At 61.4% G+C, this 18,293-nt stretch carries 13 protein-coding genes; 6 read left to right on the plus strand and 7 right to left on the minus strand.

What is annotated here, in order from left to right; all coding sequences use genetic code 11:
• The first annotated feature begins 263 nt into the window (after positions 1-263).
• Entirely contained in the window at positions 264-1,706 is a 1,443-nt protein-coding gene (locus ACS5Q1_RS26560; protein WP_473100986.1) for a M20/M25/M40 family metallo-hydrolase, read from the plus strand.
• A 962-nt stretch (positions 1,707-2,668) separates the two neighbouring features.
• Positions 2,669-3,652 carry a P-loop NTPase family protein gene (locus ACS5Q1_RS26565; RefSeq protein WP_473100987.1) on the plus strand — a complete coding sequence of 328 codons (984 nt, stop codon included), beginning with the start codon at positions 2,669-2,671 and terminating at the stop codon, positions 3,650-3,652.
• A gap of 1,057 nt (positions 3,653-4,709) precedes the next feature.
• Here ACS5Q1_RS26565 and ACS5Q1_RS26570 read toward each other — a convergent pair.
• Positions 4,710-4,907, minus strand: coding sequence for a KGG domain-containing protein (locus ACS5Q1_RS26570; RefSeq protein WP_473100988.1), 198 nt, complete (start codon positions 4,905-4,907; stop codon positions 4,710-4,712).
• 500 nt (positions 4,908-5,407) lie between these two features.
• Between ACS5Q1_RS26570 and ACS5Q1_RS26575 the strand changes: the two genes are divergently transcribed.
• Positions 5,408-6,391, plus strand: a complete 984-nt coding sequence (locus ACS5Q1_RS26575; RefSeq protein WP_473100989.1) for a P-loop NTPase family protein — start codon at positions 5,408-5,410, stop codon at positions 6,389-6,391.
• A gap of 4 nt (positions 6,392-6,395) precedes the next feature.
• Positions 6,396-6,890, plus strand: a complete 495-nt coding sequence (locus ACS5Q1_RS26580) for a hypothetical protein (RefSeq protein WP_473100990.1) — start codon at positions 6,396-6,398, stop codon at positions 6,888-6,890.
• Between the two features lie 220 nt (positions 6,891-7,110).
• Here ACS5Q1_RS26580 and ACS5Q1_RS26585 read toward each other — a convergent pair whose 3' ends face one another.
• The 6 genes from ACS5Q1_RS26585 to ACS5Q1_RS26610 all read right to left on the minus strand — a co-directional run bounded on the left by ACS5Q1_RS26585 (position 7,111) and on the right by ACS5Q1_RS26610 (position 16,509).
• The gene (locus ACS5Q1_RS26585) at positions 7,111-8,295 is read right to left on the minus strand and encodes a Wadjet anti-phage system protein JetD domain-containing protein (RefSeq protein ID WP_473100992.1); all 1,185 of its coding nucleotides are present in this window, start codon (positions 8,293-8,295) and stop codon (positions 7,111-7,113) included.
• A gap of 3 nt (positions 8,296-8,298) precedes the next feature.
• Entirely contained in the window at positions 8,299-11,760 is a 3,462-nt protein-coding gene (locus ACS5Q1_RS26590) for an SbcC/MukB-like Walker B domain-containing protein (protein ID WP_473100993.1), read from the minus strand.
• Entirely contained in the window at positions 11,760-12,449 is a 690-nt protein-coding gene (locus ACS5Q1_RS26595; protein ID WP_473100994.1) for a DUF4194 domain-containing protein, read from the minus strand. The genes ACS5Q1_RS26590 and ACS5Q1_RS26595 overlap by 1 nt, the downstream gene beginning before the upstream one ends.
• 1 nt (position 12,450) lies before the next feature.
• On the minus strand, positions 12,451-13,974 hold the full coding sequence (locus ACS5Q1_RS26600) for a Wadjet anti-phage system protein JetA family protein (protein WP_473100995.1): 1,524 nt from the start codon (positions 13,972-13,974) through the stop codon (positions 12,451-12,453).
• A 1,192-nt stretch (positions 13,975-15,166) separates the two neighbouring features.
• Positions 15,167-15,823 (minus strand): DUF6753 family protein, encoded by a 657-nt coding sequence (locus ACS5Q1_RS26605; protein ID WP_473100996.1) that lies wholly within the window; start codon positions 15,821-15,823, stop codon positions 15,167-15,169.
• Positions 15,820-16,509, minus strand: a complete 690-nt coding sequence (locus ACS5Q1_RS26610; RefSeq protein WP_473100997.1) for a hypothetical protein — start codon at positions 16,507-16,509, stop codon at positions 15,820-15,822. Before ACS5Q1_RS26610 ends, ACS5Q1_RS26605 begins: the two co-directional genes overlap by 4 nt.
• 151 nt (positions 16,510-16,660) lie before the next feature.
• Here ACS5Q1_RS26610 and ACS5Q1_RS26615 point away from each other — a divergent pair, with 151 nt between their 5' ends.
• On the plus strand, positions 16,661-17,092 hold the full coding sequence (locus tag ACS5Q1_RS26615) for a relaxase/mobilization nuclease domain-containing protein (protein ID WP_473100998.1): 432 nt from the start codon (positions 16,661-16,663) through the stop codon (positions 17,090-17,092).
• Positions 17,089-18,201, plus strand: coding sequence for an LPD7 domain-containing protein (locus tag ACS5Q1_RS26620; protein ID WP_473100999.1), 1,113 nt, complete (start codon positions 17,089-17,091; stop codon positions 18,199-18,201). The genes ACS5Q1_RS26615 and ACS5Q1_RS26620 overlap by 4 nt, the downstream gene beginning before the upstream one ends.
• Positions 18,202-18,293: the final 92 nt, after the last annotated feature.

Genomic DNA, 18,293 nt, shown 5'->3' on the forward strand with positions numbered 1-18,293 from the left:
GCCGATGTCGATGCCAAGGGTGGCAACTTGCTGAAGCGGAGCTTTGGGCATGGCTCAAATCCTCGTGCTGGGCGCCCCTGATGAAGGGTGCGCCGGTAAGCACGGCCGGTCCATCCCATTAGCTTCTCCCTGGATCTACTCGTGTAGCCACCGATCATCTCTCACGTCTGTGTGAGTGTACAGCCTGCCGCACTTGTTGCCGGCCATGAAAGGCCGATCTCCCTTGGACGCACCAATCCGTGCGGCCAGAACATGAGAACCGCGTGCCCCGTTTGCTCCCGAATACCTGTCGAGCGGTCTTCGCCACTGCTGTCCTGCTGACCGGAACTGTCGTCTCGCGCGCCGACGTCGGCTTACCCGCAACTGACACTCAGAGCAATCCGTTTCGCCACGTCCAGGCGCTGCAGAGCATCGCGACGGCCAACCAAGGAAATCGCGCCGCCGGCGGCGCGGGCTATGATCGATCCGCCGAGTATGTGGCTGACCAGCTTCGCGCCGCCGGCTATACGGTGCGGTTTGAGGAGTTCACCTTCCCGTTTTTCGAGGAGCGCCATCCGCTGGCCCTCATCGCCGGAGCGGAGGGACCGGATCCCGTCGCGCTGCCCCGGGAAGCTCTGCGCACGCTGGTGAACTCGGGCTCCGGCGCCGTGACGGCGCCGGTCCAAGGCGTCGATCTTGGCCTGGAGAATGAGCCCCTTCAGGCCTCCACGAGCGGCTGCGAGCGCGAGGACTTTGCCGGGTTCACGCCGGGCAACATTGCTCTCGTGCGGCGTGGGACCTGCCCGTTCCAGAGCAAGGCCGAGCAGGCGAAAGCCGCCGGCGCCGCAGGCCTCATCATCATGAACCAGGGAACAGGCGACCAGACCGGGATCTTCGGTGGCCGCTTGGAGACGCAGGCCACAATCCCGGTCCTCGGTGTGACCACAGAGGTGGGCCGACGGCTTGCGGAGGCCTCCCGCGATCCCGCACGCAACCGGGTGCGCCTGGCGGTCGAGGTCGAGACGGGCACCCGCTCGACCCGCAATGTCATCACCGAGCGTGCCGAGGCGAACGGCGCTGCCATCGTTGTCGGCGCCCATCTCGACGGCGTGTCCGAAGGGCCCGGCATGAACGACAATGCCAGCGGCGCGGCGGCCGTACTGGAAACGGCCCTGCGCCTCGCAAAGGAGCCTGAGCCTGACACGCCCATCCACTTCGCCTTCTGGGGTGCGGAGGAGCGCGGCCTCGTCGGCTCGCGGCATCACCTGAATGCGTTGTCCGAGAACGAGCGCCGCCGCATCGGTCTCTACATCAACCTGGACATGGTGGGCTCGCCCAATTTCGGGCGCTTCATCCAGATGACCCAGCCGGAGGGCCGCACGAGCGCCACAGCCGGTCTCGCTCAATCCTTCGCGGAATACTTCGCCGCCCGAAATCTGCCCATGGACGAGCGGACCCGGAACGAACGCGGCTACGGCTCGGACGATGCTGCCTTCGCGGCGAGGGGCATCCCGACGCTCGGCCTCTTCACCGGCGCCGGCAGCACCAAGAGCGAAGACCACGCCGTCCGGTTCGGTGGAAGCGCCGGCCAGCCCTTCGACCCCTGCTATCACAAGGCCTGCGACACGGCGGAGAACGTCAACCGCGAGGTGCTGGAACAGATGACCGACGCGCTTACCCATACCTTGAGGCAGGCGGGCTCACATGCGATCATGCCGGATCGGTAGGTCGCTTTCCCTCTGCCGTGCGAGAGGTACACCGCCTGTCATCCACAGGCGAGCTGGAGGCGAGTGAAGGGAGTTCAATTTCAAGTCTTGTCCTAAAGGCCTCAACAACCTTGAACGCAACGCGTCGGACGCCGGTCAGCGGGGAGCCGAGGAGTTTGCAGATGACGCGGATCCATACTGCCACACTTCGGGCCAGCAGCAGATGTCTTGTCAAAAGGGTCGTTACACGAAATTTTCTCCGTTAGGCTTGATATATTCTTTGAAGTTCGAACTCTATTAATGGATCGCTCTACCTGAAGATTGCGACGTCTCCTTGGACTTGGTGACGTGTTGCAGCAAGGGCCAACGAGAGTTAAGATCCAAGCCGCAGCAAACACGGCAATTTAGGCCCTGGACGGCTGACTTCCCGCCAGCAGCGTCGTGGTTGCCGAGTCCAGAGCGCCAATTGCGGGCCATTTACAGGCTTATTATGTTCGGTGACCGTATCGGGCAGGCGAGGGCTATCGTCCAATCACCGATTGAATAGCGTGCCCCGGCCAAGAGACGTCTCAGCCGGGGCACATGCGATGCCGGTTGCAACACCGCGTTGACACGGGCTGGTACGCCACGCGCCCGATGAACCACATGATGCCCGGTCAAGGTAAACAATCAGTATTTGTCCAACGCCTTCATTGAAGGCCGCGACGCGCCATCATCAATCCTGGCGCTGATGTCTTCCGTGGAGAGTGGGAGAAGACCCCAGAAGTTACAATCCCAAGGAATAAGGATGGGAAGAGGGTCAGACTGCTGAAGGACAAGACGAGGCAAATCCCAAAAAGGACAACTCATGCTTCGCTCAACGCCGAAACAGAGCGTTTCGGCTCCGGGCAAGCTTGACATCGTCGCCTTCTACTAAGGGCTGGCCCTCAAGTCAGCAGTGCCAGCCACACTCCTATCAACCCTTCCTCCGAAAGACACACTTCATGTCGATACGCTCCCTCACTCAGGACGAGGCCATGCGCGAGCTCGTCACCCAGACCCGTAAGCGCCTCATCGGCCAGGATGCCACCGTCACGGCCTTTGCGACAGAGATCTGCCGGCACCTCGCCCTCAGCCCGCTGCAACGCAGGCCCGGTATCTTTCTTGTTGCTGGCCCGAATAGCGACGGCGACCATCTAGGCCTGCCGTCGGGCCTTGCCGCCTCTTTCAAGAGTGGTGGTGGACTGTATGAACTGGCCTCTACCCAAGGAGAAGATCTGGCCCATATTTTTGCACCCATCGCCGGCGGAACAGAAGTACGCTCTCTGCTGCGCACGGTAAAGGATAACCCTCACACCGTGTTCGTCCTTCAGGATATCGACAAGGCCCATCCCAACCTCGTCAAGACCATTATGACCGCCTGGAGCCAGGGCTTCATTGACGGTGAAGGTGGCGAAAGGATTTCCCTGGCCGACGCGATCTTCGTCCTGACCACCGAGGCGGCGCAGGAGCAGATTGGACAGATCGCTCGCAGCGAGGCGGATCCCGACCGGCTGCATGTGCAGTGCCTCAAGGCACTGCTTGATGCCGGTCTCCCCGCCTCGCTCCTCAAAAGCATCGATATCGTGGTTGCCCTGAAGAGCATGACGCCGGGCGAGGCCGTTCTGGAGCACCATCGCAGCTTTGCCGAACAGATTGCCTCCCACGGCCTTGCTCTGGAGGAAGGCGGGATCGATGGCCGGATCCTGGCTCATTCCATCGACTCATCGATCGAGCCCGATATCGGGGATGTGTGGTTGCCGCGTGATGAGCTCGATGCCCGGTTGGCGCAGGCGAAGGCCGACGGCATTCACACGGTGCGGCTGGTGCTGGGCGAGGGGATCATCAACGTCGTCCCCGTTGGCGAGCCATTGGCGCAGGACGCAACGAACCCACCTGCCGATACTCAGCCGGCATCCTCTCCTGACGGCGAGACGGCAGGTAAGTGACAGAATCGGCGTCCGCGATCGCACCGTGACAATCCCGGGTGCGTGATGTCGTGTCTGGCAAGCCTTACTTGCTTCGATAACCGTAAACGCACGAGCCCTGGAGATACAAATCTCGTTCCGAACTTTCGTGACGCCGCTGGTCATCCGCCAAGTCCGTGTCACGAAGATAACCGGGAAAAAATCGACGCTCTTCGGGCGCGGACACACCCATGGACAAACGGGGTGGCCGATCCCCTTGACGGACGTTCACATCGTTCGTCGGCCCACTTTCCTCAACCGCGCCGAGTGGCGTCATTCCGCCCGCTGACGCCTTCCTCGCCGTTCGTAGGCAGAGGTACCTGAGACGTCAGATGGGTGAGGGCGGAGCAAGTAAAATCCCGAAAGGACGATCCAGGGTGCGGCGCCGTCAACCGGTGCAGCATGCGATAGTCCGACCTCATCGCACGAGCCCGAACAATCGCTGTTGAAAGAGCGGCTCGTCTTCCATCGACCATCTATGAATTGAGCCTTATGACGACTGATGTGAATACCCCAAGCTGCGGATTGTGTGACTTAGGTCACAGAGGATGCTTCTCGAATAAGCGATTGTCATTCCTGCCTGACCGTGCACGCACAGCATGATGCAGGAGTGTGCGATGACTCAGCCGACGCAAAGCGCTCCTGAACCCAGCCAACAGTCTGTTAAGGACCATGTGAAGGCGGTGCTGAGGAGGCTTCCGCGCAAACCTCCGCGAAATGAGCAGGCTCATCAACGCTTTGCATGAGGATGGGCGTGTTCCGACGGTGCTTTCAAGCAGCGGTGGCAAAGCCGTCGGATATGGCGGCATTGAGCGTGGTCCGCTTGCTGTCAGGTGCCTTACCCTGTGTGACGCTGGCCGACTTCCCCGCCATTTTCTGAATCGGTAAAGCGGGGTTTCACCGTGCCGAGAGGAGCCGCCTCGGAGCAGCTTCTAGCGCCATTACAAGGCTCTCCATTCTCACAACATGGCCACTCGCGTAAGTATGCTGCCCTAACGGGACGGGCAATCGGTAGGTCCAGTTAGCTTGGACTGTAGCCCTATCCTTGACGATCCTTCCTGCGGCCAAGTGAATTCTGGCCTCCCTTGCGGCCAGCTTGGGAGGCGGATGCCGTGTTCTGGGCGAAATGGCGCTTTTCAGCCGGGACGCTTTTACCGCCTTTGCTGGCGATCTCGCGACGCCTTTCCTCGCTCATTGAGGCAAAGCCGCGCTTTGGTGGGTTGTCATCAGCGCCCATGACCGTTCTCCGAAACCCTCTGGCCCTAAACCGAGAACGACTGGTGATGGTAGAAGTTCGGGCGCTTCGTGAGCTTATCTGGATATGTCGCCGGCGGGCACCAGGTCGGTGGTACCGATTGCGCCGCTGCGGTCATTGTAACCCTGAGAGTCTGCGGCGCGGCGTTCCTCAACAGATCGCGGCGATCTCAACGAGCAAGGCACTACCAAATGTCCCCGACAATCATCGGACCGGCTGCTCGCCTTCGGCGGGGTCAATTCATGTGCCGGGTGAGACACCGCGAGAGGTGAAACAATCCCAGGAGAGAATGACGGGAAGATCATCGGACGGGTGAAGGAAAGACGAGACAAATCCCAAAAGGACATCTCACGCCTCGCTCAGGGCCGGCCCGAAGCGGCGCAGCGCCTGAGACGAGAGTGAGATCGTCGATCCTTCGGCGGGCGGCCCGCACAACGTGGGTCAGCCCGCACTCATCCTCAACCCTTATCGAGACTTATTCCATGTCCACACCTCAAGAAGATCCTGCACAAGTCATGCGCGGCCTCGTCGCACTCACCAAGAGACAAATCATCGGCCAGGATGCCGCTGTCGAGGTCTTCGCCGTGGAGGCTTACCGCCACATCGCGCTCGGCCCCCTGCAGCGCCGGCCCGGCGTCTTCCTCATTGCCGGCCCGAATGTCGAAGAAGACCATCTCGATCTGATCGGTGGCCTCGTTCGATCCCTGAAGAGCATGGGCGGCCTGTACAAGCTCGCCGGCACTCCAGGGGAGGATATCGACCATATCTTCTCATCGGCCCCCGCCGCAACGGAAGGGGCCTCGTTGCTGCAGGCCCTGAAGAACAATCCTGACGGCGTGTTCGTGCTCCAGGATATCGATCAGGCCCACCCGAACCTCGTCACGCGCCTCGAGCGGATCTGGGGTCATGGTTACATCATCGACGATGCCGGCAAGCTGCGTTCACTGGCTGATGCTATGTTCATCCTCACCACCGAGCTGGCTCAGGACGCAATCGGAGAGATTGCCCGCACCGACCTGGATCCAGCCCGCTTGCATGTCGAGTGCCTCAAGGCTCTCGTCGATGCCGGCTTTCCAGCCTCGCTCCTCAGGCACGTCGACTTCGCCTTCGGCCTGAAGCGTCTCACGGCCGGCGAACTGATGCGTGCCTACTATGAGCGCCTTGCCGCTCTGGTGGCTTCGCATGGGCTGGTTCTGGAGGAAGGCGGGCTCGACGCGCGCATTCTTCTCCATGCCATAGACCCGACGGCTGAGCCCACCGTCCCCGATCTCATGTTGCCGTGGGATACCCTCTCTGATCGCCTGGCGCAGATGAAAGCCGCCGGCGCTGGTACGGTCAGGCTCATCCTGGACGATGATGTGATCCGCATCCTGCCGATCGAAAGGGGAACGCCGCAGTGGGTGATAGACGCGTTCGCCGCCGCCGATCGGGATCGCTCCGCCGACGGGGAGGCCACCGATGAGTAAGGGCATGAGCGATCAAGACCTTCCGATAGAGGCGCGGCTCGAGGCGCATGCGTTGCTCGATCGCCTCACGAGGGATGGGCAGACCTTTGCCCGCGAGGAAGCGACGCGTCTGATCGCCCTGATTCCGGTCTCGCGGCGGCGGCGGTTCTCGTTCACGGGCCTGTTCCAGGGCCGCGGGCCCGGCTTTCGCGGGCGAGCGGCTGGGGTCGGTGACGTGGAACTGGACGGCGAGGGTAGGGAGAAGCGGGTGACCTGGAACGCTCCACCGGTTCACCGGATCGGCGGCTACCTGGTTACTCATACGCCAGGCCAGGTTGGGATCGACTTGCTGTGGATCGCGACCCGGGAGGATGCGTCCGGGCAGAGCTGCCAGTTGCTCTATGATGCCGACGCAGGCGAGCCAAGGGCGATAGAGATTTCCGTTCAGCGGACACTTACGCTGCTGTTCATCCGCTTGGCCTACATTTCCTATGTGCCCTGGAAGACGCCGGAGGGGTGACCGCAGGGCAGGACAGATCTGACGGGTAAGCGATTTCGCTGACAATCGGGTCAGCTTGGGCCCGTCGCCCTGCGAAAGGACGGTGGGTTCCTCCTAAACCCAGAGCGTGAGGTTGCCTCGTCCGGCCTCGTGTTATTAAACTTCAAATGCAGTCTCGCGCTGAATGGTGCCAACAAGGCTCTTGGTTTCTCTCCAAGGAAATGAAGGCATTCAGGCCCTCCTAACCCGCAAGCGACTCGATTGGATTGGGAAGCTTTGGATCGACTTCCTCCTGTTCCATGACCTTGGCGTCCGGCCCGGCCAGATAGTCCACCAGATCGGAGATCATCGATCCCACAGCCTCACCGGCACGCAACTGTGAGGCGCGGGATGGCCTCTCGCCGTAGGCATCAGCCAGCTCTCGGCACATGAGGTGCGGCCGAAGTGGCCGCCCAATGGCGCGCTCGACGGTCCTGAAGATCCAGGTGCCGTCGGGATCGATATCGGACCAATGGAAGAACGGGATCTCCGCGGGAAGTGCCGCTGCGACGGCGCTGAGTGCGCGCTGGGTCGCGAGGGAGGGGTAGCCTCCGACATAGATGGTCAGTCCCGTCCGGTTATGGTCGGCCTCAAGGACGTGTCGGTTGAAGCTCGCGAAGTTCTCGATCGTGAGGACATAGGCTGGTGCTCGGTGGAAATCGACCCGCCCGATTTCTCCTGGCGGCAGACCGAGATATGGCAGCGACAGCGGGAGTGCGGTGCCATCCAGAGTGAGCGCACCGGCGAGGAGTAATGGTGGGCCAAACCGTTCGAGCCCCAGGGTAGCCAGCGCGGCTCTTGGGCCCGCTGCCTGAGGAAGGTTGATTGCCGCCCCGACAAGTCTAAGGACCGCGGCTTCCAACCTCTCGAGCGCCTTGCTGTTCCCCGTCGCCTTGCGCGAGAAAGTCCGGTAGTCGAGCCCGAGATGGCGTCCGTCCACAATCGCCTGCGCGAGCACGATGGCCGTCCGCATAGCCCGCACGTCATCAGGCCCTAGATTGCACCAGGTCCGCTTGCGAGACCAAGCATCCGGCGCTGCAAGGGCCGCGTCGCGGACCGACGGATGAACATCGAGATCTTCGAGCATTTCGGACCGCGCACGGTCCGCCATCTCGCGGGACGGTTCGCGTCCGAGGTGTGCATACAGGGCATCTGCATCGGTCAGCCTGACCAGCTTGAGCTCGTCACGCCTCCGCCCGGTCCCATAAGCGAGGGTCACACAGCCCGCACGCTCGGCAGCGGCAATGACCTTCATGAACGCGTCTGCGGCGATCACGGTCGGGAACGCCGCATGGTCCGGATAGGCGAACGGGGCCTCGGTTCCGCCCTCCCGGCGGTCGAGCAGATCATGGAGTAGCGCCGCCGCGTCGGTAAACTTGCGGGCCATGGCCTATTCCGCCGCCATTCGGCCGGCGATCTGCTCATCGGTCAGGTGCTCGGGATTTAGGGCAAGGATCTCCTCGCGGGCCCGCCGGCCAATGTGGATGACGTCCGTGGTCGACTGCTTCCCGATACGGTCCACCTCTACGAGGGTTTCCATGTAGCCCATGATCGCGGCCTTCTTCTCGAGCGGGGCGGCGACACCCACCTGAAGCCCGAGATCCTCGTAGAAGGCCATCATTGCTCGCTGGTTCTTGCCATCCATCTTCGAGAACGCCTCGTCGAACAATGCCGGGGACATCCCCTTCGGGCGACCTCTGGCATTCCCTCCGCTACCGTAGACGGCGGCGAGGGATGCCCCGATAGCCACATAGAGGGGAACCTGTTGCTCCGCACCCGAGCCTGTTCCCCGGCGCGTCTCCCAGCGCGTCCGGGCCTTTGTGTGGATATCCTCCATGTGGATCTCGAAGGCGTAGAAGTTCCGGTAATCCTCGAAGGCCGAAAAGTCCTTGTCCGGATCCTCCAGCAACTGCTCGACCGCCTTGAGCGTATCCTTGTGCGGAAAGTCGTCCGGCACGTCGGCTCTGAACAGCATGTCCATGGCATCGTCCGAGATCCGGCTGATCTCGATGATCTTCAGGATGGGCTGGAACTCGGCTTCGGCGGTCCGGTGAAACGAGTAGCGCTCGTTGTGGAAGGGGTGGTCACGAAGACTCCGGTTCAGCGCTTCGAGATCCCTTTCCATCTTTGATACGCGCATGTTCAGGGCATTTACGAACTCGCCGCGAAACAGAGACGAAGCCCGCTCGGCCGCCTCGTGGGCTCTGTCCTCGTAGCGGCGGAGTTCGTTGCCTTCGATGTCCTCAATGAGGAGGTCCATCCAAGGCTTCACCTCGTTGAGCAACGAACTCTCGGGACCCACTTGGCCGCTCACGCCGAACTCATTGAAGTAGTCGCGCAGGGCGCCCCGCGCCGCTAGTTCGGCCCTGTGACTGAGATCCCGCGACCGTTCGGATGCCTCGGTGGCCTCGTGCGCCACCCTCCGGTGAACCGCCGCTGCTTGGCGGGCGGCCTCGGCGGGTAGAACGACGGCGTGTGCATTCCGTTTCCGCGCCGCCACCATCCGCTCGCGGTATGCGGCTGCTCCCTGCCGATAGGCGAACAGCTTGCGCTCCTCTGCGTAGAGCTTCTGGGCGAGCTTTAGGTTCATCTCGGATCCGTCGGTGGATTCCGCAGCCTTCAGGGTTCGCTCGCTGCTCAGAAGTGCAATCTCGTATTCCATGGTGCGGTTCTGGATCGCCTCCAACTCCGCCTTCTTGTGCCTCTGGAAGTCCTGCTGCGCCTTCAGGCGCTCCCTCAGGCCGCCATCGCCCTGGGCATTAATGGCATCGATCCTCTCGACGACGTCGATCCTTTCCTGCGTCCAGCCATGGATTCTGAGGAGCATATCCGAGAGCCAACTCCCGTTCTCATGCAGCGTTAGTTCCGCCAGGGCACCCACGGCACGGTCGAGGATTTTCTCCTCCTGCCGGAGCTTCAACAGTCTCTCTGCCTTCTCGGTGAAGGCGTCCTGCATGTGGCGGAGCCGATCCGCCTGCGCCGCCTTCCCGATCTTATGGTCCTTCGCATCGATAATCCGGTGGCTGCGGACGAGTCCGTCGTCGTAAAGGCCGTCCTGCATGAGGGCGCGGCCCGGTAGATTGAACTCGTCGAGCGTCCTGGCGAGGCGCACGTTGCCGTAGCGCCGTTGGAGAAACGCCATGGCATCCGGGTCCTGCGTCCTGAACAGCGACGGGAACGTGCCCGGCTTGGGAGCCTCGCGGAACTCCTCGAGTTTGTTCAGGCTGACCAGGGATGCACCTCGATAGTCGCGTCGGCCCTCCCGGAAGACGGCCGTGGCGTCCTTGATGTGATGGCGCTCGACGAACATTGCCTCACGATCGCGTCCGAGCAGGGCCTCGGCGGCGGCTACCCATTCAAGATCGATGATCTCGACAAGATCGCAGAGAGGGCGCGCATCCATTCCGGTGCTCTCGAGCCTGCGCATCAGGAGCCTGGTCTCATTCCCGAGATAGGCGGGAGAACCCCGTTCATGGGCCTGCTCAAGTGCCTGTCGGAGTTCGGCGACGTCCTTTTCCAGCGTGACGATCTCCGCGGAGATTTGCCGGCGGAGCGCTTCGATCCTTCCCAGAGTGGCCGGAGCGACCTCCCGAAAGGCGCGTTCGGCCTCGCGGAGCTTGCCTTGGTCGGTGTTCGGGACCGCTGCGGCTGCCGCATCACAAAACGCCCTCAGGATATCGCCCTCGGGGACTCCGTTGGCGAGTGGCAAAAGGGCGGCCGCTGACTGAAGCCGTCGTCGGATGTCTGCACTCGCCATCGCGCTTTGTTCATCGAGATGCTTCAGGTTCTGCTCCCACTGATCCCGGCCCGATTTCGCGGCGTGCGTCGCGATCGCGCTTATCAGACACTGGATCTCCTGGTCGGCCTCACGGATGCCTTCGAGGGCAAATTCCTTGCCCTCCCGCTCGGCCTCGATGTGCCGCCTCGCCACTGCGATCTCCTCGCGGACGGCCCGGTTGGCGGCAAGGGCGGCGAGCCATCGGGCTCTCCGGGCGAGCCAATCCTCAAGAGACTTCCGGTCAAGGGCCTCCGCGAAGGTCGTGATGTGCTCTCGGAGACCCTTCAGGGCATCGAGCTTCCGTCGCATGGTGACGATTGTGGCGCTCACCCCACGGTAGGTCTCGATCGAACTGCGGAGATCGCCAATTCGGATCGGGTTGTCCTCAAGGATGAATCGCCGGACGAACTCAGTCGCCGAGTACCCTTGGTTCAGCGACATGGCGTTCACAACCGCCTTCAGCAGCGCGGCCGCGCTCTGCTCCGCGTTTGGGAGGCTGGGCACAAGCCGCCGCATATACTCCCGCACGAAGTCAGTTGCTTTCTCGCGGTGATTGATGAAGCTGCCGGCACCCACGTCCGCAATGATGCGGGCCTTCACATCGTCCCATGCCGCCGTGTAATGGCCGTCCGGACGGTGCTCCGTGAAGTCGGTCGTGGTCAGGAGCTTCCCGGTCACGACGAAGCGTCCGAGCACCGTCTCCGAGGTGTCCGTGCTGCGGACCTCCATGGCCAGTCCGATCGTGATCGGTGGCCTGATCCGATCCGGGTCTTCAAAGCCGAGCGCGATGTAGGTCAGAGCCTCCTGGCGGCGGGTCTCACCGTCGCCGAGGGTGCCGAGGCAGTAGCCGAGCACTGAGCGTTTCGACGACGAACGCCCCCTGCCACCGTCGCCCGCAACGGCGTTCAGACGCAAGTAGGTGCGGCTCCCCCCGGAGAGCACAACCTGCACCATGTCGAGGATGGTTGACTTTCCCGAGCGGTTCTCGCCGAGAATCCCGAAGTTGCCCTGAACCTGGATGTCCTCAGCATCGAAGAGGTGCCAGTTCACCATCGTGAGGCGTCGCAGCTCCATCACGCATTCTCCTCGCGGCGGGTATCCGTATCAGGGGAAAGGGCAGCCATCAGGGTGGCGGCCGATGGCTTGCGCACCGAAGCCTCCTCAGTCTTCACGTAACTCTCAAGGCGGTTCAGAGCGTCGGAGCCGCTCACGAGCTTGATCATCGGTCGGATCTCGACCTCACGATCCTGGGCGTCGCGGTCGAGATCCCCGACCGCGATCAGGTTCCGGGCCTCGGCCTCCCGCAACAGATCGAGGAACCGCGTGGCCGGAATTGCGGGCTTGCCCGCTGCCTGCACCATGTCCCGGTAGCGTTCGTGCAGGACGTTGACCGTGGTGAGGGCCGTCGCCCGATCGAGGAGGTTGCCGAGGTCGGCTTCCTCCTGCCAGTGGCTGCCGAGGACCAGCACCACCAGGGTCTCGTCCAGCTTCAGCTTCGGTACCGACGAGGGATCGTCGTCATCGAGGAGGATGCCGACCCACTGCTCCTCGGGATCGCGGTGGACGCGGTACCCAAGACTGTCGAACAACTCGTCGGCAACGCGGCGGAAGCGGGCGTCGGTGAGCGTGTTGTAGACCGTGGCCGCGCCGCGGTCGCCGGAGTACGCGAACTGATTTCGCAGAAGGTAGCGGCAGGCCTTGCGGAGATCGGCGGCCTTCTCAGCGCCGAAGGTCGCCTCGACCTGCTCGAACTCGCTTAGCATCTCAGGTCCTCTTGTGCTGGCAGTCGCCGCGACGGCGAATCACGAAGTTGCTGCACCGGAGCCATTCGCTGTCGTGTGGCTCGGAACTGGGTAGGTACTCGAACTCGAATTCGCGAGAGAGAAGGGGAGGGACCTCATTCGTCAGCGCGTAACGCCGCGCGGCATCAAAGGCCAGGAAGTCGTCGACGGTCTGGATCTCGATGAACCGAGCCTCGGTCGTGTGGTAGGGGGGCGTGACCCGCTCGAGGAAGCGCTTCACGCGCTCCGGGGATGGCGAGATGCGCTCGAGGTAGTCGGCGCGCATGCGCTTGCGGAACTCATAGATGGGATCGTGGGGGCGCTGCGCGAGCGGCTTGGCCTCGATCGGCTGTCGGGCCTGGCGCTGCGGCGCGAGCTGCCGTTCCGACCACGGCGTGGCGACAGGTTCGATCGCGACAGGCACGGTGGCGCGCGCGTAGCGATCAGGGCTGGCAAGCAGCAGTGACTCCATGCGGGTAACGAGGTCGCGTGCGCGGGAGGCGAGACCGCGTTCACCCTGCTCGGCATACTTAACGGTGTTCCTCAACCTCGACTCGAGGGCCCTGCGAAACTGCGCAATGCGCTCGAACATGTCGCCAACGGTCTCGAACGTGCCCTCGATCGAGAGAAGATCGCTCACGGCTTCGTCCCGGGCGGCCTGCACGTTGGGCGAGACCCCGATCTCCACGTAGCCGTCCGCGATGATGGCTAACAGGTCTTCGGCGTAGGCGATCCGGCGCGCCGTCGAGACGATCTGGTCCCGGAAACGATAGGGATGGTTGAAGGTGAGGATTGCCTGGAAATCCTTCAGGATCAGCTCACCGATGAATTCCGCGAAGTAGGTGTCCATTTTCTGACGCAAGTTTTGCGACTCGATCAGCGACTTGCGGATGCGTTTCAGGTCGGAGAGGATTGCGCGCAGGGTCTTCACGAACTGGTCGGCCTGCACCCTTGCCTCGCGAAGCGCGTGGACGGCCGTCGATCTCGCCTTCTCGGGGTTCCTCTCTGCGGACAGCCCCTCCACGAGGTCAAGGCTGGTCTTGATGTGGACGACCAGGCCGCCGAACCGCTGCGAGACGTCGGACTTGAGGCTCGAGAGCCGCTGCACGACGAGCAGCGCGCCCATCGGCATGTCGACCGTGACTTTGAGGCCGTATTCCTCCTCCTCAAGCCAGCCCGTCCGCACCAGCCCCTGGTAGACTTGGTTGGCTGCCTTGAGGACCCTGTCGCCCGTCTCGCCGCCGGTCCCGGCAAACTTCAGTCTGCGGCGGCCCTTCGAGATGACCTCGGGAAGACCCTCGCCGGGATCCTCGCCGTCGAGAAGTAACTCTGGCCTTCGCGCGACGAGATCATAGATGGCGTGGGTGACTTCCTGCGGGGTCGGGAAAACCGCACCGGACGAGAAGAAGTGCTCGTGCACTTCAAGCAACGCCGCCTCATAGAGGTAACGGTGCTTGCGCGAGAAGATCAGGAATGCGTCGTCGCTGAGATAGCGGAAGAGGGACATGGGTTCGGTTGGCCGAATGTTGGATCTTGCCGGTGAAGGCTCCGGCTCATCCGATGTTCTTCCTGTTGGCCTGCCCCGGCATACACGTCACCGTTTCGCGGAAGGTGCGATCCGATATCGGCGCTATGTGCGGCTGCCTGGGTCATATTGGAACAAATAGGAAACAAGCCCAAGCTAGTCAACTTGATATCGACTACCCCTTTCGAGATGGAGCGGCCCCCAACGGGATGAGGGTAGCCCGCGACGCCTGGATTTGAGGCAGGGACTTGGCAGCGAAGCTGGAACACCAAGATAACTGATCCGGCTGAGAGGCTGGTCGGCCACTCTGGCGCGCTGATGGCCCTGATCCCACCCGCATCCAGACCTCACCTGCCTACCAGTGTTTCGGGATGGATAATCTCCAACCGAACGTTCTGCGCAGCAAGTCCTGCAGTCCGCGATTGGCAGTGACGGCCCACATCAGCTCCAAAGCAGGAAACAGATGCTTCGAACCCCGACAATAGGGGCTCGGCACCTAAGCAGCTGTGAACGTCGGCCAGATGGACCTTATTCTTCAGCAGCATACCTTGAGTGTTGACGAACAGATGGCGCTTGTGGCCCTTGATCTTTTTGCCCGTGTGTCCGCCAATTTCGATGGTCTTGACCGATTAGATGATCGTGGCTGTGGGTTGCAGCGCTCGGCGGTAACTGCTGCGATAGCTCTCGCGCAGGGCCAAGGTCACATGTTTCCACGTGCCATCCTAGGCATATTGGTAAAGATAGCAGACTGGTTGGATACCCGTGCGTAGTCGCCAGTATACCTTGGTGCACTGCCGATAAAAGATCGCAATAATGATGCGCCGCAACGAATAGGTCTGCCGGGGTCCCGCCAGAAGACTGACGTACGAGAGGATTAGCTGCGCCTATTCGATATCTTTAAGATCGCTGGTTTAGGAACAGACGCCCAAAGCGGGCTCCCAGATCTTCAAACAGACCCTAAAACAACATTCGCAGCAGCGGACCAACGTCAAACTCGTGCTAAATCAAGCACTTGGAGCGAGCAGTACAACCTAAACATCACTTCAATTCCCACAGTCTATGATGGGTACGACACTTGGATCTCTCCATTCGCCACATTCCCTCGGGCTGCCACTGCCGCAACTGAGGCCTTGATCCGGTGCTCGTGTCAGGGCAGCCGGACCCACTCAGATCATCATTCCGCCGGAACAAACCATCCATGAAAGGCTGGTGCGCTCTTATCCGGGAAGCAGCCCTTTCGACCGTTTTCGACCTCAACGATCTTGAAGCCCTTTAATGTGCATTCGAGGAGAGCCGAAATACGGGTCACGCCAGCAAGACGCTGCGCATTGCGTCCCTCTTCTGTATTCGCCCACGCGGCGGCAACTTCAGCGTTCTTGAGCTCAGTGAGTGCTTCTACATGGCCTGCTTTGAAGCCTACATCGTATGCTGCGTAGCTGAAGCCCCCAATCAGTGCCGCGATGACAATCGCCGCCATGGCGGCCGCCTGCCATTTTGCCTTGCCGGCGACGTCGTTGGCGACTTTTTGAGCGACCGATGCCACGGAGTCGGCCAACTTCGCCTGAGCCTTGGCCGCCGACGCCTCGATTACGCGGTCTGCTGCCTCCTTGACCCTATCCGTCGAAACTGTTGCCGCAGCCTCCACACGGCTCGGGATCCGCTGAAGCATCGCCTCAACATATCCCATCAGCATCATCGCCTTGGCAAGGTCGTCCGTCTCGTCAAGACCCATGGCCTTGACGAGACGGAACGTCGATTGACGCTCTGCATCACTCGGCTCGCGTCCCATAAGCACCCGAAACGCATCGAGATAAGTCTTCTCGCCTTTCATCCAAGCCGATCCTCGAACACCGACCGAACCCGGCGCTGGAACTGCTGCAGGACCCATTTTGATCCCGATCCTACCGAGCCGGCGATTTCATCGAAGGTCTTTTTCTCATCGACGAGCTGCTTCTTGATTGCGTCGGACAGCTTCGGAAAATCATCGACTTCGGCAAAGTCCGACGCCTCGATTTCTCGCATGAGCTTGCTCTCATTGAGGATCGTGAACTGCTCAGGCTTGCCGTAATGGAGATTGCGAAGAATCAGCAGTGGCACCCCGGGTTCCCCGTCCTGCGGCTTGAGCGCGTCATACATGTCCTCCACGAAGTAGAACGTGTCCTGCCGATCATCGATTGGCATCACGACCTGGACCCTATGTGTCCCAAGCCCTGCAACGACGCGCAATGCCCCTGCATTCTTATCGACGTCCGAGCCCAAGGGCGTATTAATCACGATCGACTTGTTCGAGCCCTCGACGAGATCAATCACCTTACCCCAATCATCCTCCTTTACGAGGTAGAAGGACCTCATATCCCGCTTGCCCTTGTAGACCGATCCAACGTCCGGGTTGTTCGTATCCGTCTCAAAAATGATGGGGCTATCCTCCGCTTTATCTAGATAGTCGATGACGGAGTGTGAAACGGTCGTTTTACCGACTCCACCTTTGCGGCATGCAACAACTACGAACTTTTTCATCGTCTATCCTCTAGGCCGGCGCGAAACATCGAATTCCTGCAGACCGCTGCTAGCAGCACCTGAATGGTGGGCCTTCTGCACTTCTGGGCTGGCCGCCGGCTTCGGAGCCGCATCCCGCGGAAGGGTGCCCGACTGTACATTGACCGGATCCTTGGACGGCTCTCCTGTGGCCTTCTTCGCTGCATTCTATTTCATCCTGTCGTGGCACGAACATGAGAAGCCGACGGCGGCCCAGGCTGACGAGGCAGCCAAGATCTTCTGCCGGGAACTCGGCGTCGAAGAATACGCCATCGTCTATGCGATGCACGACGACACAAAGAACCGGCATCTGCACATTGCGGTCAACCGGACCCACCCAGAGTCCGGCAAAGTTTTAGATATCGAGTTTTCCGTTCAGAGGGCACATCGCGCCTTAGCTTATATCGAGCGAGCGCAGGGCTGGCAGAAGGAGGCCAAGGCGATCTTCGACTTTGACGAGAAGGGCCGCCTCTTTCGCACCGACCGCGACGAGCACGGCCGCCAGGGCCGGAGCCGAAGGGGAGGGAGGGGATCCTGCTGGATCGGAAAGCACCTTCGGACGTGAAGGCCTACGCCGAGAAGCGGACGCAGACTGTTGAAGCCCGCGAGATAGGCCGAACAATCGAACGGGAGCGGCATGCCGCCGCCGCGCGGGACATCAAAGATGATGCCGTCCGAAACGCGCAAATTGTTGCGGCCCAATCGAAGAGGGGACTCGATCCTCTGCTGGCCCGCGATCTCCTCAGCGTCATTGCCCTAATCGAGCGTGACGAGCGGGAGGCTCTTAAGGTGCTGAGAGCCAAGGAACGTGCACGACGCGGCCGGGTCGGTGCCTTGCGCGACTACGCCGCGTATCTGCGCGTCACGGGCAAGGAGGCCCAAGCTGAGGCCTTTCGGTATCGGAACACCCGGAATTATCTGGAGGGCGCCTACAAGGCTCCTCAGCCGGTGACGGTCCGAGATTTCACGCCGATCAAAGTCGGCCGCGAAATTTATTATCAGCGCGACGGGAAGACGGCATTCATCGACCAGGGAAGCCGCATCACCATCACCGCCGAGGGTGACAACAAGGCGACGTTGACGGCTCTCAAAGTCGCCCAGGAAAAATGGGGCATGATCGACCTGAGGGGTTCCAAGGAGTTCCGGCAGCGGGCAGTCCTGATTGGCCTTGCCGCAGACCTGACGGTCGTCAACCCTGGCTCCGGCGTCAATGTCGCAGTGATCCGCCACGAACTCGCCGGCGCAAGGGAGCGCCAAGCGGCCGCAGCAAAAGCCCCTCAGCCGCCCCCCTCAAGGCCAACTCCTGCTATCCCTGTTACCAAGTCTCCGCAGAAGGCTGGCCGCGACCTGGACGCCGAGATTGCCGCGATCAAGAGAAATCCGGCCCTGCGGAAGCCCTGGCTCGAGGGAATCGCTCTCGCAAAAGATCTCGCCGAGCGGCTTCGAGATATCACAGTCGCTGATCGCGATTTCTCACCCATCAGAAAAGAAATGCGCTTGGTGTATCTCACTTATTTCAAGGTTGATCTTGACAGGAAAGACGCGGATCTCCTCAAGCTTCTCCAGTCTGACAAGGATCTGTTGCGTGAAGTGAACAGAGTGATCAGAGAAGAACGTGAGATCGCTCGGCTTCCCACCAAACGGCCTGATCGAAGCCGAGGACCTGGTGATTGATCATCACTGTAAGAGCATTCCCACGTCAGTCAGAGGTAATGTTGTAAAACGTATGCAAATTCGCATAAGCAAAACTTTGAAAAGCAGTTCGC

This window comes from Microvirga sp. GN3 (assembly GCF_055792825.1).

Bases quoted from the DNA above. Each gene is read 5' to 3' on its own strand.
- ACS5Q1_RS26565 (WP_473100987.1), top strand. From the start codon at position 2,669: ATGTCGATACGCTCCCTCACTCAGGACGAGGCCATGCGCGAGCTCGTC.
- ACS5Q1_RS26570 (WP_473100988.1), bottom strand. From the start codon at position 4,907: ATGGGCGCTGATGACAACCCACCAAAGCGCGGCTTTGCCTCAATGAGC.
- ACS5Q1_RS26575 (WP_473100989.1), top strand. From the start codon at position 5,408: ATGTCCACACCTCAAGAAGATCCTGCACAAGTCATGCGCGGCCTCGTC.
- ACS5Q1_RS26580 (WP_473100990.1), top strand. From the start codon at position 6,396: ATGAGCGATCAAGACCTTCCGATAGAGGCGCGGCTCGAGGCGCATGCG.
- ACS5Q1_RS26585 (WP_473100992.1), bottom strand. From the start codon at position 8,295: ATGGCCCGCAAGTTTACCGACGCGGCGGCGCTACTCCATGATCTGCTC.
- ACS5Q1_RS26590 (WP_473100993.1), bottom strand. From the start codon at position 11,760: ATGGAGCTGCGACGCCTCACGATGGTGAACTGGCACCTCTTCGATGCT.
- ACS5Q1_RS26595 (WP_473100994.1), bottom strand. From the start codon at position 12,449: ATGCTAAGCGAGTTCGAGCAGGTCGAGGCGACCTTCGGCGCTGAGAAG.
- ACS5Q1_RS26600 (WP_473100995.1), bottom strand. From the start codon at position 13,974: ATGTCCCTCTTCCGCTATCTCAGCGACGACGCATTCCTGATCTTCTCG.
- ACS5Q1_RS26605 (WP_473100996.1), bottom strand. From the start codon at position 15,823: ATGAAAGGCGAGAAGACTTATCTCGATGCGTTTCGGGTGCTTATGGGA.
- ACS5Q1_RS26610 (WP_473100997.1), bottom strand. From the start codon at position 16,509: ATGAAAAAGTTCGTAGTTGTTGCATGCCGCAAAGGTGGAGTCGGTAAA.